Origin of the sequence: Arthrobacter sp. NPDC097144 (genome assembly GCF_044762205.1) — a bacterium.
GTDB lineage: Bacteria > Actinomycetota > Actinomycetes > Actinomycetales > Micrococcaceae > Arthrobacter_B.
This window is the reverse complement of sequence record NZ_JBIWDW010000002.1, coordinates 290,505-305,486: the sequence shown is the minus strand read 5'-3', so window position 1 is coordinate 305,486 and position 14,982 is coordinate 290,505. Positions and strand designations below refer to the sequence as shown.

The window sequence follows — 14,982 nt, the reverse complement described above, 5'->3', positions numbered from 1 at the left end:
GCCGGTATCCTCAAGCCGCTCCGAACCGCGCCGGGCGCCCGCCTAGTGGAACCCTTACCCGTCCTCCGCGGATGTGTTGGTTCCGGGGCCGGAGAACATGTTCTCCGGCAGACCCGCCGCAACATTCTCCGGCATTTCCAGGCCGAGGTGTTCCCAGGCGGCCCGGGTGGCAATGCGCCCGCGCGGCGTGCGGCCCAGGAGCCCTTCGCGCACCAGGTACGGTTCGGCCACCGTTTCCACAGTTTCCGGTTCTTCTCCGACGGCGATGGCCAGGGTGGACAGGCCCACCGGTCCCCCGTTGAATTTGGTGACGAGCGCGCGGAGCACCGAACGGTCCAGCCGGTCCAGGCCGCGGGCATCCACCTCATACATGTCCAGGGCGGCCCCGGCGGTGCGGGCGTCAATCTGGTCCACGCCGTGAACCAGCGCCCAGTCACGCACCCGGCGCAGGAGCCGGTTGGCGATGCGCGGTGTACCCCGGGAGCGGCCGGCCACCTCGGCGAAGCCGGCGGAGTTGACCTTCATGTCCATCAACATGGCGGAGCGGCGCAGCACCAGCTCCAGTTCGGCGGTGGAGTAGAACTCCAGGTGTCCGGTGAACCCGAAACGGTCACGGAGGGGCCCCGGCAGGAGGCCGGCCCGGGTGGTGGCACCCACGAGGGTGAAGGGCGGCAGGTCCAGCGGAATGGCGGTGGCTCCGGCCCCCTTGCCCACAATGATGTCCACACGGAAGTCTTCCATGGCCATGTAAAGCATTTCCTCGGCGGGGCGGGACATCCGGTGGATCTCATCGAGGAACAGCACCTCGCCCTCGGTGAGCGAGGACAGGATGGCCGCCAGATCTCCGGCGTGCTGGATGGCGGGGCCGGAGGAAATACGCAGCGGCGCGTTCATTTCGGCCGCGATGATCATGGACAGGGTGGTTTTGCCCAGGCCGGGAGGCCCGGACAGCAGCACGTGGTCCGCGCTCCGGCCGCGGAGCCGGGAGGCTTCCAGGACCAGCGAGAGCTGCTCGCGGACGCGCTTCTGGCCCACAAAGTCATCCAGGTTCTTGGGCCGCAGGGCCGCCTCAATCGCCTTATCATCCGGGTCGCCGGCGGCGGCTACGAGCCCGTCGCCGGGAAGGACCGACACCTCAGCCCACCTGCTGGCGGGGAGCGCGGGCACGGGCACCGTCGGTTCCCAGCCGGCGGAGCGTCAGTTTCAGGATTTCGCCTACGTTGCCGCCTGCGGCAACCTCGGGAGCTTCGGCGACGGCCACGTCAATGGCTGCGTTGGCGTCCTTCTCGGACCAGCCCAGACCGGTCATAGCGGCGAGGACCTGGTCCTGCCAGCGCGCTGCGGCGGGGTTGTCTGCGGTGCCCAGCGGCACCAGCTTGTCCGCCAGCTCCAGCACAATCCGCCGGGCACCCTTGGGGCCGATGCCGGAGACCTTGCTGAACGCCTTGTCATCGCCGGAGGAAGCGGCAACGCGGATGGCTTCGGGGGTGTGGACGGCCAGGACGGCCAGGGCAATGCGCGGGCCCACTCCGCTGACACTCAGCAGCGTCTCAAAGACTTCACGCTGGTCCGCGTCGGTGAAGCCGAAGAGGGTCATGGAGTCCTCGCGGACAATCAGGGCCGTCTGCACCACGGCCTCGCGGCCCACGTGCAGGGAGCTCAGTGTCTGCGGCGTGGCCTGGATGAGCATGCCCATGCCGTTGACGTCGATCACCGCCGAGTGCAGGCCAACGTGCGTTACGGTCCCGCGCAGGGATGCAATCATGACAAAACTCCAGGGGCTGTGTAGAACATATCTACGAATACCCTACTGTGTGCCGGCCCGAATCCGCGGTTCCGGCACGCTGCAGTCAACGCCGGGCCCGGGCTTCCGCCTCGGCCCACAGCCGCTGGGCAGGCGTCAGCCCGTTGCTCGGCGGGCGAACCGCGGCCCGCGCTCCGGAGGCCGATCCCGCCGTCGTCTGCCCCGGACCGGCCACGCCGCGCCGCCAGGCATGGGTGATGGCCAGCGCCAGGGCGTCGGCGGCGTCCGCGGGCTTGGGCATTTCATCCAGCCGCAGGATCTTGGTGACCATTTTGCCCACCGCGTCCTTGTTGGCGGAGCCGGAACCCGTCACCGCTGCCTTGACCTCGGTGGGCGTGTGCAGGGCCACGGGAATGCCGCGGCGTGCCGCCGCCGCAATGACGACGCCGGACGCCTGGGCGGTGCCCATCACCGTGGAAACGTTGAGCTGGCTGAAGACGCGTTCAACGGCCAGGACATCCGGTTTGTGGGTGTCCAGCCACAGCTCAATGGCATTGGAGATCACCAGCAGCCTGGCGTCCAGGGCGGTTCCGGCTTCCGTGCCCACCACGCCAACAGCCACCAGGGTGGCACGGCGGTTGCGTTCAACTTCAACGACTCCCAGCCCGCAGCGGGTAAGGCCCGGATCAACGCCCAGGACGCGCAGGCTCACCGGGTGCTCAGTCGTCTTCGAGCTGTGCGAAGACCTCGGCGGGGATGTCAGCGTTGGAGTACACGTTCTGGACGTCGTCCAGGTCCTCCACGGCGTCCACGAGCTTCAGGAACTTACGGGCGTTGTCTGCGTCCAGCTCCACGTGCATGGAGGGCAGGAACTCGGCCTCGTCGGTCTCGTACTCAATGCCGGCTTCTTCGAGTGCGGCGACCACGGCGCGCAGGTCCGCAGCTTCCGAAATGATCTCGAAGTTATCGCCGGATTCCTTCACCTCGTCTGCACCTGCGTCCAGCACGGCCATCAGCAGGTCATCCTCGGTGAGGTCCTTCTTGGGCAGGGTGACGACGCCCTTGCGGGTGAACATGTACGCCACGGACCCGGGGTCTCCCATGTTGCCGCCGTTGCGGGTTACCGCAAGGCGAACCTCGGAGGCGGCACGGTTCTTGTTGTCCGTGAGGCACTCGATCAGCAGGGCGGTTCCCTGGGGGCCGTAGCCCTCATACATGATGGTCTGGTAGTCGACGGCCTCGCCCAGGAGGCCGGCGCCGCGCTTGACGGCGCGGTTGATGTTGTCAATGGGAACAGAGGTCTTCTTGGCCTTGGCGACAGCCAGTTCAAGGCCGGGGTTGCCGGCCATGTCGGCGCCGCCTGCGCGGGCCGCAACTTCAATGTTCTTGATCAGCTTGGCGAACGACTTTGCACGCTTGGCGTCAATGACTGCCTTCTTGTGCTTAGTGGTTGCCCATTTAGAGTGGCCCGACATGCTCTACGCTTCTCCTCTGATCATCTGGATAAAAAGTTCGTGGACCCGGCTCTCCCCCGTTACCTCCGGATGAAACGAGGTGGCCAGCAGGTTTCCCGAACGCACTGCCACAATTCTAGCGACCAAATCCTCAGCAGACGCATGACCGCCTCCCTGCGGCGGGACCTCGGCGAGGACCTGGACCGAATTACCCGTCTTTTCCACCCAGGGTGCACGGATAAAAACCGCGTGTACGGGAGCAGCGCCGGTGCCGGATTTCCGGGCGGACGGAAGATTTTCGAGGCCCTTGAAATCCAGCAGTGTTTCAAAGGATTCCCGCTGGCGGCCAAAGGCGTTGCGGCGGACCACCATGTCCAGCCCGCCCAGGGTCTGCTGCGGCTCGCCGGAGGCGTTGCGCGCCGGATCTGCGATGCGGTCCGCCAGCAGGATCATTCCGGCACAGGAACCGTAGACCGGAAGGCCTTCCCGGATGCGCCCCTGCAGGGGTTCGTACACGCCGAAGGTGCGCATGAGCTTGTCAATGGTGGTGGACTCACCGCCCGGCAGCACCAGGCCGCCCAGCCCGTCGAGTTCACCCGGCCGCCGAACCGGAACTGCCGCGGCACCCGCGGCCTCCAGCGCTGCTGCATGTTCGCGGACGCCGCCCTGCAGTGCCAGCACTCCCACCCGCAATTTACGCTCCTGTGTCATCGGGCCAGTCTACGGACCCGAGAGGAGCAACGTCTTCCGCCGCCCCCGCCGCCCCCGATGCTGCCGGCGGTGCCGGAATCAGCCCGGCGCAGCTGCTTGCGATATATTCGTACACCATGAGTTCTTTCTCCGTCCTGACAGGCAAGCTGGTCCGCAGTGCCTCCAAACTGCGCGGCGGCGGCTCCGCACTGCCCGGACTGGTGGTGGAGAAAATTGATCCTGATTTCATCCGCCGCACGCTGGCCGATCTCCCCCTTGGCGTTGCCGTGGTCTCCGGCACCAACGGCAAAACCACCACCACCAAAATGGTGGTCGAGCTCCTTGAAAGCCAGGGGCTGAAGGTCTTCACCAACCGCACGGGCAGCAACTTCACCCGCGGCGTCGCTGCCGCACTGCTCGGTGAGGTGGACTGGCGCGGGCGGCTGGACGCCGACGTCGCCGTCCTGGAGCTGGACGAAGCGCACGCAACGCACTTCGTGAAACTCATCCAGCCGCGCTATTCGCTGCTGCTGAATGTGCTTCGCGACCAGCTGGACCGTTTCGGGGAAATCGACAAGACCACCCGGCTGCTGGAAACCATTGCCCAGGCCACCACCGGCACCGTGGTCCTGAACCGCGAAGACCCCCGGGTGGCCGGTATTGCCGCATCCCTGGACAAGCAGGACGTGCGCTACTTCGGCCTCGACGCGTCGCTGCGCAGCACCTTCCCGAACGACGACGAGATGCGCGGCTCCTCGGCCGAAGCCGCCGCAGCCGTGCTGCCCGCCGACGTCGTGCTGGAGCGCGTTGCCGAAACGGACGCCGATTTCCGCGTGGATGACACCGTAGTGAACACCTCGCTCAAGCTGCGCGGCGTCTACAACATCTTCAATGCCGCCGCTGCCCTCACCCTGGCACGGGTCATCGCCGGGCCGCAGGCCAACTCGGAGGCCCTGTTCACGGCGCTGTCCAACGTGGAACCCGCCTTTGGCCGCGGCGAATCGCTGGTGGTCAACGGGCAGCCGCTGGAACTGGTGCTGGTGAAGAACCCCAGCGGATTCCGGCTGGGACTGAAATCCTTTGCCGCCCACGGCTACTCCACCATGATCGCCATCAACGACAACTACGCCGACGGCCGGGACATGTCCTGGCTGTGGGACGTGGACTTTGAAACCCTCGCCGAAAACGGCGTGGACATGGTCACGGGCGTGCGCGCCTATGACATGGCGCTGCGGCTGAAGTACGACGACGTGCCGGTGGCGGACATCGACCCGGACATCACCGACGCGCTGAAGAAGTTCATCGCATCCGCCGGATGCTCCCCCATGCGCATCTTCTGCACGTACACGGCCATGCTGGCCGTGCGGCGGGAACTTTCCAAGATCACGACAGTAGAGGTGGTCTCATGAGCGAGCCGCGTAATCCGCAGGCCGGCGAAGACCGGAGCATCAACATCCTGCAGCTGTATCCGCGGGAAATGAACATCTACGGCGACTGGGGCAACGTCCTGGTCCTGAAGCAGCGCCTGAAATGGCACGGCTACACCGCCAACGTCCTGGAGTACAACCCGGGCGACGAGTTCCCGGCGGACGTGGACCTGCTGGTGGGCGGGGGCGGTCAGGACAGCGGCCAGGTGGTCATTCAGGACGACCTGCAGGCAATTGCTCCGACGCTGCGCGCGATGGCCGAAGACGACCTGCCGATGCTGGCCATCTGCGGGCTGTACCAGCTGTTCGGCAACTTCTTCAAGACGCACACCGGAACGGTGATTCCGGGCATCGGACTGCTGGACCTGGAAACCCACGGCGGCACCGCACGGCTGATCGGCAACGTGCTTTCCGTCAGCGAGGAATTCGGCGAAATCCACGGCTACGAGAACCACTCCGGCCAGACGTTCCTTGGCTCAGGCGTAAAGCCGCTGGCCGAGGTGCGCAAGGGCGAGGGCAACAACTCCAAGGACAACTATGAGGGAGCCCGCTACCGCAACGTGGTGGCCAGCTACCTCCACGGCTCCCTGCTGCCCAAGAACCCGGCCATTGCGGACTTCCTGCTGCAGCAGGCCGTGATCCGCAAGTTCGGAAGCTTTGAGCCGCGGCCGGAATCCGCGAAGGATCTGGCGGAGCTGGCCAAGCTCTCCGAGCTGGCGCGGCAGCACGCTTCGCAGCGCCCCCGGTAGGCTGCTGCCCTGCGCTAGGGCTACTGTGCTCCGGAGCTGATCCTTCGTGCAGCTAACGGGCTTTGCCTAAATCCTTCGTGCAGATCAGGGGCTCAAAACAGCCGAATCCGCGTCGTTGGGCCCGTTATCTGCACGAAGGAATCCAGGACACCGCCTTTAGCCCCGCTATCTGCACGAAGGAATCCGGGAAACCGCTTTTAGGCCCGTTATCTGCACGACGGAATCCAGCCCAGCACCTCCGGAGCTGGAGTCAGCGCAACGGATCCTTCGTCACGAGCCATTCATGCGCCCCGGCATCCGCTGCGCCCATGGATTCGACCACGCCGATGGTTCGCTCCCGCACGGCCGCCTGCTGTTCGGGCGGCGCACATTGGCCCTGCGGCAGGTCGGTCGCCACCGAGCACCAGCGGTAGGGGTCCCGAACGATGACGGACGGAGCCCAGGCCAGATCCGTGACGTCCCAGCCGCCGTCGTCGTCCTGGCCAAACTGGGCGCGCAGGATCAGTCCCTCGTTGTTCACGTCGTACCAGGGGGACAGCTCGGTGACGGAGTTGCCCAGGCCGTAGGCGATCCAGGTTCCGTTGTAGTTCTCGATCGGCAGCACGGAGTGGCTGTGGTGGCCGTAAATGAAGTCGAATTCCCCGCTGTCCGCCAGGGCATGTGCTGCTTCCACCTGCTGCGGGTTGGGTGCGGACGCGTACTCCTCACCGGCGTGGACCGCCCCCACGACGACGTCGGCGCCGGCTGCCCGGGCTGCCTTCGCCTTGGCGATCATCACTGCGGGATCGAGCAGGTCCACCTGCCAGCCGAACTCGGCGCTCATCCCGTTCAGCCCGTAGGTCGCCTCGATCACCGACACCTTCGCGGCCGGCGTGGACAGGATCAGGGGTTTCGCGGCGTCGGCTTCGGTGGCGTAGGACCCGGTGTGGGGCAGTCCCAGGGCGTCCAGTACGGCCAGGGTCCGGTTCAGTCCTTCAGTTCCGGCGTCCACCGTGTGGTTGCTGGCGGTGGTGCAGGCGTCGTAACCCACGTCTTTGGCCGCGGTCAGGATCTGCGGCGGAACGTTGAACAGCGGATAGCCCGTGTAGGGCCCGTCAGTCTCGGCAACAGGCGTTTCCATGTGGCAGAGGCCAAGGTCCGCGGAGTCGAGATAAGCCCGCTTGCCCTCGAGCAGCGGTCCGAAGTCCAGCGGCATCTTTCCGGTCACGGCGGCGTCGGCTCCGGCCTGGGTCCACAGCTGCGGATGCACCAGGAGGTCTCCCGCAACCATCATCGAGAAGCACCGCTCAGCGGCGCATTCCGCTCCCACGCCGGGGGTCGCAGCGGGAGCCGGAGATGCCTGCGGCGCCGTCCCGCTGCTTCCGGAATCGGGAGCCGGGGCGGAATTGGAAGCGGACCCGGCGGAGGCCGACGGCGTGGCCTGCGGATCCGGACCCGATGCCGGCGCACATCCGGCCACGGCCAGCAGCAGCACAGCGGCGGCAGCCTTCGCCGTCGAACCCGTCCCGGGCAAAAATCCGAGCCTGCGTCTGGTCATTGGCGCTCCCGTTCGTCATATTCGGCACAAAGGAGGCCCCTCGCAGCCCGCGGCCAGCCTACGACGGCGTTTCTGTTGTTCGGCTCAGCAGCGGTATGCGAGTCTTGACAATTATGAGTAACCCTTTCGGAAGTATCAGCTCCCTGCCCTATCAGCTCCCGCCTTTTGAGCACATCACCCCGGATGATTTCCGGCCCGCCTTCAAGGCCGGCTTTGAGGAGCACCTCGCGGAAATCGACGCGATAACCGCCAATTCCGCGGCACCTGATTTCGAGAACACCATCGCCGCAATGGAGCGGTCAGGCCAGATGCTCGAACGCGCGGCCCTGGTGTTCTTCACGCTGACGGCAGCGGATGCAACTGACGAAGTTCAGGCCATCCAGCAGGAAGTGGGCCCGCAGCTGGCCGCCCACGAAGACGCCATCTACCTGAACAAGGACCTCTTCGAGCGGGTTAATGCCGTTTCCACCGAGGGTTTGGATGAGGAATCCGCGCGGCTGGTCGCCGAATACCGCCGCAGCTTCATCCGGGCCGGGGCCCAGCTGGATGAGGACGGCCAGGCACGCATGCGGACACTGAACTCGCGCCTGTCCGTGCTGGGCACCGAGTACGCCCAGAAGCTGCTTAAGGACACCAACGAGTCGGCCCTGCTGGTCACCGATGCGGCTGAGCTGGACGGTCTTTCCGACGACGACGTCGCCTCGGCAGCCGCCGCTGCCGCCGAGGCAGGCAAGGAGGGTTATCTGCTGTCCCTGGTCCTGCCCACTTCGCAGCCTGCGCTGGCCTCGCTGACCAACCGGGAAACCCGCCGCCGCCTCCTCGAAGCCTCGCTGAACCGCGGTTTCCGGGACAACCAGGAAAACACGCTGGGCCTCGCCGCGGAAATGGCCGCACTGCGCGCCGACCGCGCTGCCCTGCTGGGCTTCGCCAACCACGCGGAGTTCGCCACGGACAACCAGACGGCTCCGTCATTGGAAGCCATCCATTCCATGCTCGGCAAGCTTGCGCCGCCCGCTGTCCGCAACGCGCAGGCCGAAGCCGAACTGCTGCGCGAAGCCGCCGCCCGGGACGGTATCGAGGAACTGCAGGCCTGGGACTGGTCCTACTACTCCGAGCAGGTGCGCCGCGAAAAGTTCAGCGTGGACCGCGCGGCTCTGCGGCCCTATTTCGAACTGGAGCGGGTCCTGCATGACGGCGTTTTCTACGCCGCCAACCGGCTGTACGGAGTGACCTTCACCGAACGCCCGGATTTGTCCGGTTACCACCCGGACGTCCGGATCTGGGAAGTGAAGAATGAGGACGGGTCCGGGCTGGGCCTGTTCCTGGGCGACTACTACACCCGCGACACCAAGGCAGGCGGGGCCTGGATGAATTCGCTGGTGCACCAGTCCGCCCTGCTGGGCATGCAGCCGGTGGTCATCAACAACCTCAACATCCCCAAGCCGCCGGAGGGAGAGCCCACCCTGCTCTCCTTCGATGAAGTGGTGACGGCCTTCCACGAGTTCGGACACGCACTTCACGGCCTGTTCTCCTCAGTCACCTACCCGCAGTTCTCCGGTACGGCCGTTCCGCGTGACTTTGTGGAGTACCCCTCGCAGGTCAATGAGATGTGGATGCTGTGGCCGGAAGTTGTTGCCAACTTCGCGAAGCACCACGTCACCGGTGAGCCGCTCCCCCAGGATGTGATCGACAAGATCGAGGCCGCCTCCACCTGGGGCGAGGGCTTCGGCACCACGGAATACCTCGGTGCCACCCTGCTGGACCTGGCCTGGCACGAACTGGCTCCCGGCGAAACCGTGCAGGATCCGGAGGCCTTTGAGGCCGAGGCCCTGCAGCGCGCCGGCGTGGCACTTGATCTGGTGCCGCCGCGCTACCGTTCGGGCTACTTCAAGCACATCTTCGCCGGCGGATATGCCGCCGCCTATTACGCCTACATCTGGAGCGAGGTCCTGGACGCGGACACCGTGGAGTGGTTCAGGGAGAACGGCGGCCTGACCCGGGAGAACGGAGACCGGTTCCGCCGCGAGCTGCTCGCCCGGGGCAACAGCATCGACCCGCTGCAGGCTTTCCGTAACTTCCGGGACCGTGATGCAGCCATTGAACCGCTGCTGCACCGCCGCGGATTAGACTAATTTAAATGGTTACCATCGCAGCTTGTCAGGACCTTCACCGGAATTGGTTGACTAAACTCGCCGGAGTCACTGGCGGCAATACCTTTTCCACCCATGAGTCGGAGTGGTTGTGGCTGCCAGCGCGGCGTCAGCTGGTCCTGCTGTACCCGCAGCGGATTGCGCCCGCCGGCATCCGGCCCGGCCTGACCGAAGCCACCCGGCTCGGCGCGCAGAGCGTGTCCGTCTGGATGAACAACGCAGTGAACTACGCACCGCTGGAGGCTTTCGGGTTCCGCCGCGGCCCGCAGCCGCAGTGGATGAGCGCCCCGGTGAGTGTGCCGGAGCGCTACGACGCCGGGACCGCCGGCGTCGATCCGGAGCCCGCTGAGGTCACCGGGCCCGACGCCGATGAACTCGCCGCCGGGCGCAGCCACCCGCGCACCGCCTGGCACCTCACCACCCGTGGCGACGGAAAGCTGACGGGCCGGGCGTGGGTGTATGTCCCGTCCGCCGTCGATCAGCAGCCGCCGCCCATGGATCCGATCACCGGCAAGCCGCAGGTTTCCGACGAGCCGTCACGCAAACCCCGCAAGGGTTCGCTCGCCGGCGTTTTCGGGCTGGCGGTTGGTCCTTCCAGCCGGCGCAAGGGGTACGGAACGGCGCTGTTGAGCCGCGCGGCAACCGTGGCGGAAGCTGCAGGGGCGGACCGGCTGGCCGTCAACGCTGCTCCTGCAGGCGCCGAGTTCCTGGCGGCACGGGGCTTCGAACTCATCGGCCGCGGGCAGTACCTCAGCCTGGACCTGCGCTGACGCACAATCCGTCCCGGGCAGGTATGCCCGGGACGGACTGCAAGGGTGCGGCCGGTGCTACCAGCCGCGCTCGGCCAGCCGGTGCGGCTGCGGAATTTCGTCCACGTTGATGCCCACCATGGCCTCACCCAGGCCGCGTGAAGCCTTGGCAACTTCATCGGCGTCGTCGAAGAAGGTGGTGGCCTTCACGATGGCTGCCGCGCGCTGGGCGGGGTTGCCGGACTTGAAGATACCCGAGCCCACAAACACGCCGTCCGCGCCCAGCTGCATCATCATGGCTGCGTCCGCGGGTGTGGCGATGCCGCCGGCGGTGAACAGCACCACGGGAAGCTTCCCGGCGGCAGCCACCTCCTTCACGAGTTCATAGGGGGCCTGCAGTTCCTTCGCGGCCACGTACAGCTCGTCCTCGGGCAGTGAGGACAGCCGGGCCACCTCGGAGCGGATGGCCCGCATGTGCATGGTGGCGTTGGAGACGTCTCCCGTGCCGGCTTCACCCTTGGAACGGATCATGGCTGCGCCCTCGTTGATGCGGCGCAGGGCTTCGCCCAGGTTGGTGGCACCGCAGACAAAGGGGACGGTGAACTTCCACTTGTCGATGTGGTTCGTGTAATCGGCCGGGGTCAGGACTTCGGACTCGTCAATGTAGTCCACCCCGAGCGACTGCAGGACCTGGGCCTCCACAAAGTGGCCGATCCGGGCCTTGGCCATGACCGGGATGGAGACCGAATTGATAATGCTGTCGATCATGTCGGGATCGCTCATGCGCGAAACTCCGCCCTGGGCGCGGATGTCGGCCGGAACGCGCTCCAGCGCCATGACTGCCACCGCTCCGGCGTCTTCGGCAATGCGGGCCTGCTCGGCGGTGACCACGTCCATGATCACCCCGCCCTTGAGCATCTCGGCAATACCGCGCTTGACCCGGCTGCTGCCGGTGACCGGAGAAAGGGATCCGGACGCGGAAACGGGCGCAGCCGCGCCCTGGGACTGGGGGTTGTGCATAGAACTCACCTTCGTGGGAAACCGATTCAGCAAATGCTGCTGGTCCCAGCCTAGGGCTTCCCGGCGCTTTAAAGAGCGACGCGCGCCACCGGATTGCTTCCGGTGACGCGCAGCTGTGAGTTGTCCCGTAGTTGTGGGCCGATCGGGCCTAGATGGCCTGCCGGCGCACCGCGAGCATCCGCTGCCCGATGGTCACGCAGCTGGCTGCGCACAGCGCCAGCAGGACCACCAGAAGCAGGACCTCGGGGACGCCCAGCCCCACCAGTCCGGTAGCGACCAGCAGGGAGACCAGACGCTCGGCACGCTCGGCAATGCCAACGTTGGCGTTAAAGCCCAGGGACTCGGCCTTGGCCCTGATGTAAGACACCAGCATTCCCAGCACCAGCGCGATGATGGCTGCGATGCCAATGGCGTCATTCTGCCCGCCGGTGAAATACCAGATGCTCACGCCGGCAAACAGGGCGCCGTCGGCGAAGCGGTCCAGGGTGGAATCCAGGAAACCGCCCCATTTTCCGGTGCGTTCCTGCTGGCGCGCCATGATTCCGTCAATAACGTCGGAGAAGATGAACGCCGTGATGAACAGGGTGCCCCAGAACAGGTGGCCCAGCGGATAGAAGACCAGGCCGCCCACCATGACGCCCAGGGTGCCCAGGATGGTCACTGCGTCCGGTGAGACGCCGCGCTTCAGCAGCCAGGCCGCCAGCGGCGTAAAGACGCTGGTGAAAAAGCCTCTTGCATATTTGTTCAGCACTGCTCAGTCCTCGCTGGCCTGGGGCCACGCGTCTGCCACTTGTTGGCGGACATCCCCCAGGGTTTGGGTAATTGCCTTGGTCTGGGCGATGATCGGCAGGAAATTTCCGTCCCCGCCCCAGCGCGGCACTATGTGCTGGTGCAGGTGCGCGGCGATTCCCGCTCCCCCGGTCACGCCCTGGTTCATGCCCAGGTTGAAGCCGCTGGGATTGGAGACCTTCCGCAGCACGCGCATGGCGGTCTGTGTCAGGGCGGCAATCTCCGCTGTCTCCTGCTCGTCAATGTCCGTGTAGTCCGGCACATGCCGGTACGGGCAGACCAGCAGGTGTCCGGCGTTGTACGGAAACAGGTTCAGGATGACAAAGGCATGCTTGCCGCGGTGGACAATCAGCGACTCTTCGTCGCTGCGGCCCGGGGCGGCGCAGAACGGGCAGTTGTGCTCCGAGGAGACCTGTTCCTGCCCGCCCTTGATGTACGCCAGGCGGTGCGGTGTCCACAGGCGTGCAAAGGAATCCGGCACGCCGGGGAGTTCAAATGAGTCGGTGACTTCAGCGTCCCCGGAATAGGGACTGCCGCTGCCGTCCCGGCCGCCGTTTTCCGTCTGCATGCCTGCCTCCGCCGCCGTCTACTTGTCCCGGTTGCGGACGGCTTCGACGATCCGCTTGACGGCCTCTTCAACGGGCACGCCGTTGTCCTGGCTGCCGTCGCGGAAGCGGAAGGAAACAGCCCCCGCCTCGGCGTCGTCGCCGCCGGCAATCAGGACAAACGGGATCTTGTCCTTGGAAGCGGTGCGGATCTTCTTCGGGAAGCGGTCGGTGCCGGTGTCCACCTGGGCGCGGATGCCCTGGGCCTTGAGCTTGTCCACGACGTCGAACATGTAGTCGTTGAAGGCTTCGGCTACGGGGATGCCCACCACCTGGACCGGTGCCAGCCAGGCCGGGAACGCGCCGGCGTAGTGCTCGGTGAGCACGGCCATGAAGCGTTCCACGGAGCCGAACAGGGCGCGGTGGATCATGACCGGGCGCTGGCGGGTGCCGTCGGCAGCCTGGTATTCAAGCTCAAAGCGCTCGGGCAGGTTGAAGTCCAGCTGGATGGTGGACATCTGCCAGGTGCGGCCAATGGCGTCGCGGGCCTGGACGGAGATCTTCGGGCCGTAGAAGGCAGCTCCACCCGGATCCGGAACCAGGTCCAGTCCGGACGCCTCGGCAACCTCGGCCAAGGTGCGGGTGGCTTCTTCCCACACGTCGTCGGAGCCGACGTACTTTTCCGGATCCTTGGTGGACAGTTCCAGGTAGAAGTCATCCAGGCCGTAGTCCTTGAGCAGGTCCAGCACGAATTGCAGGGTTGTGGTCAGCTCGTCCTTCATCTGCTCGCGGGTGCAGTAGATGTGGGCGTCGTCCTGGGTCATGCCGCGCACGCGCGTCAGGCCGTGGATCACACCGGACTTCTCATAGCGGTAGACCGAACCGAATTCGAAGAGCCGCAGCGGCAGTTCACGGTAGGACCGTCCGCGGGAGCGGAAGATCAGGTTGTGCATGGGGCAGTTCATCGGCTTCAGGTAGTAGTCCTGGCCGGGCTTGGTGATCTCGCCGGTCTCCGGATCGGTCACCTCGTCCACGTGCATGGGAGGGAACATGCCGTCCCGGTACCAGTCCAGGTGGCCGGAGACCTCGTACAGGTGTCCCTTGGTGATGTGCGGGGTATAAACGAACTCGTAGCCGGCCTCGGTGTGGCGCTGGCGGGAGTAGTCCTCCATGGCCTTGCGGATGATGCCGCCCTTGGGGTGGAACACCGGCAGGCCCGAACCCAGCTCATCGGGGAAGGAGAACAGGTCCAGTTCGGTGCCCAGCTTGCGGTGGTCGCGGCGCTCGGCCTCGGCCAGGCGCTCCTGGTAGGCCTTCAGGGCATCCTTGGTGGGCCAGGCAGTGCCGTAGATGCGCTGCAGCTGCTGGTTCTTCTGGTTGCCGAGCCAGTAGGCGGCGGCGGAGCGGGTCAGCGCGAAGGCGTTGGAGATCAGCTTGGTGTTGGGCAGGTGCGGGCCGCGGCACAGATCGCACCAGACGACGTCGCCGGACTTGCGGTCCACGTTGTCGTAAATGGTGATTTCGCCGGCGCCGACCTCGATGTTCGCGCCCTCGCCGGCTTCATCCGCGCCGTCCTTCTTGCCGAGCAGCTCCAGCTTGTACGGCTCGTTGGCCATGGCTTCGCGGGCTTCTTCTTCGGTGACCACGCGCCGGGCAAATTTCTGGTTCGAGTTGATGATCTTCTGCATCATCTTCTCGAGGGTCTTCAGGTCTTCGGGCGTGAAGGGCTCGGCCACGTCAAAGTCGAAGTAAAAGCCGTCCTTGATGTACGGGCCGATGCCCAGCTTGGCGTCCGGGCGCAGCTGCTGCACGGCCTGGGCCATGACGTGGGCGGTGGAGTGGCGCAGGACGTTGAGTCCGTCTTCGGAGTCAATGGTCACGGCTTCGACGGCGGAACCGGGAGCCAGTTCGGCGTCCAGGTCCTTCAGGACGCCGTCCACGCGCATGACGACGACGTCACGGCGGTCGAAGAAGAGCTGCGCACCTGTGGTGCCAGTATCCACCGTGGTCTCTTCGCCGTCGACGATGAGGGTGAACTTCTCTGGCACTGACACGGTTGTCTCCTAGATTTCGTTGTACGGCGTTTTTTGGGCCGGCCAGGACGTGGCCGGCTGCTTCTGCGCCCCTT

At 65.8% G+C, this 14,982-nt stretch carries 14 protein-coding genes; 4 read left to right on the top strand and 10 right to left on the bottom strand.

All coding sequences use genetic code 11. From position 1 onward, the window contains the following. Positions 1–54 precede the first annotated feature (54 nt). From ruvB to pdxT, 5 genes are all read right to left on the bottom strand, one after another. Positions 55–1,134: a Holliday junction branch migration DNA helicase RuvB gene (ruvB, locus tag ACIQXM_RS05115; protein ID WP_400928531.1), complete on the bottom strand. Its 1,080-nt coding sequence runs from the start codon at positions 1,132–1,134 to the stop codon at positions 55–57. A gap of 1 nt (position 1,135) precedes the next feature. Next, positions 1,136–1,765 carry a Holliday junction branch migration protein RuvA gene (gene ruvA, locus ACIQXM_RS05110; RefSeq protein WP_400928528.1) on the bottom strand — a complete coding sequence of 210 codons (630 nt, stop codon included), beginning with the start codon at positions 1,763–1,765 and terminating at the stop codon, positions 1,136–1,138. A gap of 85 nt (positions 1,766–1,850) precedes the next feature. Continuing rightward, complete coding sequence (gene ruvC, locus ACIQXM_RS05105; RefSeq protein ID WP_400928525.1) at positions 1,851–2,456, bottom strand: crossover junction endodeoxyribonuclease RuvC; 606 nt, start codon at positions 2,454–2,456, stop codon at positions 1,851–1,853. A 7-nt stretch (positions 2,457–2,463) separates the two neighbouring features. Continuing rightward, positions 2,464–3,219 (bottom strand): YebC/PmpR family DNA-binding transcriptional regulator, encoded by a 756-nt coding sequence (locus tag ACIQXM_RS05100; RefSeq protein ID WP_400928523.1) that lies wholly within the window; start codon positions 3,217–3,219, stop codon positions 2,464–2,466. Positions 3,220–3,222: 3 nt separating this feature from the next. Beyond that, complete coding sequence (pdxT, locus tag ACIQXM_RS05095) at positions 3,223–3,909, bottom strand: pyridoxal 5'-phosphate synthase glutaminase subunit PdxT (RefSeq protein WP_400928520.1); 687 nt, start codon at positions 3,907–3,909, stop codon at positions 3,223–3,225. A 116-nt stretch (positions 3,910–4,025) separates the two neighbouring features. Here pdxT and ACIQXM_RS05090 point away from each other — a divergent pair, with 116 nt between their 5' ends. Both ACIQXM_RS05090 and ACIQXM_RS05085 read left to right on the top strand, forming a co-directional pair. Further along, the gene (locus ACIQXM_RS05090) at positions 4,026–5,297 is read left to right on the top strand and encodes a MurT ligase domain-containing protein (RefSeq protein ID WP_400928518.1); all 1,272 of its coding nucleotides are present in this window, start codon (positions 4,026–4,028) and stop codon (positions 5,295–5,297) included. Beyond that, positions 5,294–6,064: a type 1 glutamine amidotransferase gene (locus ACIQXM_RS05085; RefSeq protein ID WP_400928515.1), complete on the top strand. Its 771-nt coding sequence runs from the start codon at positions 5,294–5,296 to the stop codon at positions 6,062–6,064. Before ACIQXM_RS05090 ends, ACIQXM_RS05085 begins: the two co-directional genes overlap by 4 nt. 250 nt (positions 6,065–6,314) lie before the next feature. Here ACIQXM_RS05085 and ACIQXM_RS05080 read toward each other — a convergent pair whose 3' ends face one another. Continuing rightward, the gene (locus tag ACIQXM_RS05080; RefSeq protein ID WP_400928513.1) at positions 6,315–7,601 is read right to left on the bottom strand and encodes a CapA family protein; all 1,287 of its coding nucleotides are present in this window, start codon (positions 7,599–7,601) and stop codon (positions 6,315–6,317) included. Positions 7,602–7,714: 113 nt separating this feature from the next. Between ACIQXM_RS05080 and ACIQXM_RS05075 the strand changes: the two genes are divergently transcribed. Beyond that, complete coding sequence (locus ACIQXM_RS05075; RefSeq protein WP_400928510.1) at positions 7,715–9,733, top strand: M3 family metallopeptidase; 2,019 nt, start codon at positions 7,715–7,717, stop codon at positions 9,731–9,733. A 47-nt stretch (positions 9,734–9,780) separates the two neighbouring features. After that, positions 9,781–10,521, top strand: a complete 741-nt coding sequence (locus tag ACIQXM_RS05070) for a GNAT family N-acetyltransferase (RefSeq protein ID WP_400928507.1) — start codon at positions 9,781–9,783, stop codon at positions 10,519–10,521. Between the two features lie 57 nt (positions 10,522–10,578). Here the strand turns inward: ACIQXM_RS05070 and pdxS are convergent, their stop codons facing one another. From pdxS to thrS, 4 genes are all read right to left on the bottom strand, one after another. Then, complete coding sequence (pdxS, locus tag ACIQXM_RS05065; protein WP_400928505.1) at positions 10,579–11,520, bottom strand: pyridoxal 5'-phosphate synthase lyase subunit PdxS; 942 nt, start codon at positions 11,518–11,520, stop codon at positions 10,579–10,581. 148 nt (positions 11,521–11,668) lie between these two features. Next, complete coding sequence (pgsA, locus tag ACIQXM_RS05060) at positions 11,669–12,271, bottom strand: phosphatidylinositol phosphate synthase (RefSeq protein ID WP_400928503.1); 603 nt, start codon at positions 12,269–12,271, stop codon at positions 11,669–11,671. A gap of 3 nt (positions 12,272–12,274) precedes the next feature. Next, positions 12,275–12,877, bottom strand: coding sequence for an HIT family protein (locus tag ACIQXM_RS05055; protein ID WP_400928500.1), 603 nt, complete (start codon positions 12,875–12,877; stop codon positions 12,275–12,277). 18 nt (positions 12,878–12,895) lie between these two features. After that, a complete protein-coding gene (gene thrS / locus ACIQXM_RS05050; protein ID WP_400928497.1) occupies positions 12,896–14,908 on the bottom strand; it encodes a threonine--tRNA ligase in 2,013 nt (670 codons plus the stop codon). Positions 14,909–14,982: the final 74 nt, after the last annotated feature.

What these genes read in the sequence shown, in the direction of transcription:
- ruvA (WP_400928528.1), bottom strand. Translation starts at nt 1,765, where the DNA reads ATGATTGCATCCCTGCGCGGGACCGTAACGCACGTTGGCCTGCACTCG.
- ACIQXM_RS05100 (WP_400928523.1), bottom strand. Translation starts at nt 3,219, where the DNA reads ATGTCGGGCCACTCTAAATGGGCAACCACTAAGCACAAGAAGGCAGTC.
- pdxT (WP_400928520.1), bottom strand. Translation starts at nt 3,909, where the DNA reads ATGACACAGGAGCGTAAATTGCGGGTGGGAGTGCTGGCACTGCAGGGC.
- ACIQXM_RS05090 (WP_400928518.1), top strand. Translation starts at nt 4,026, where the DNA reads ATGAGTTCTTTCTCCGTCCTGACAGGCAAGCTGGTCCGCAGTGCCTCC.
- ACIQXM_RS05085 (WP_400928515.1), top strand. Translation starts at nt 5,294, where the DNA reads ATGAGCGAGCCGCGTAATCCGCAGGCCGGCGAAGACCGGAGCATCAAC.
- ACIQXM_RS05080 (WP_400928513.1), bottom strand. Translation starts at nt 7,601, where the DNA reads ATGACCAGACGCAGGCTCGGATTTTTGCCCGGGACGGGTTCGACGGCG.
- ACIQXM_RS05075 (WP_400928510.1), top strand. Translation starts at nt 7,715, where the DNA reads ATGAGTAACCCTTTCGGAAGTATCAGCTCCCTGCCCTATCAGCTCCCG.
- pdxS (WP_400928505.1), bottom strand. Translation starts at nt 11,520, where the DNA reads ATGCACAACCCCCAGTCCCAGGGCGCGGCTGCGCCCGTTTCCGCGTCC.
- ACIQXM_RS05055 (WP_400928500.1), bottom strand. Translation starts at nt 12,877, where the DNA reads ATGCAGACGGAAAACGGCGGCCGGGACGGCAGCGGCAGTCCCTATTCC.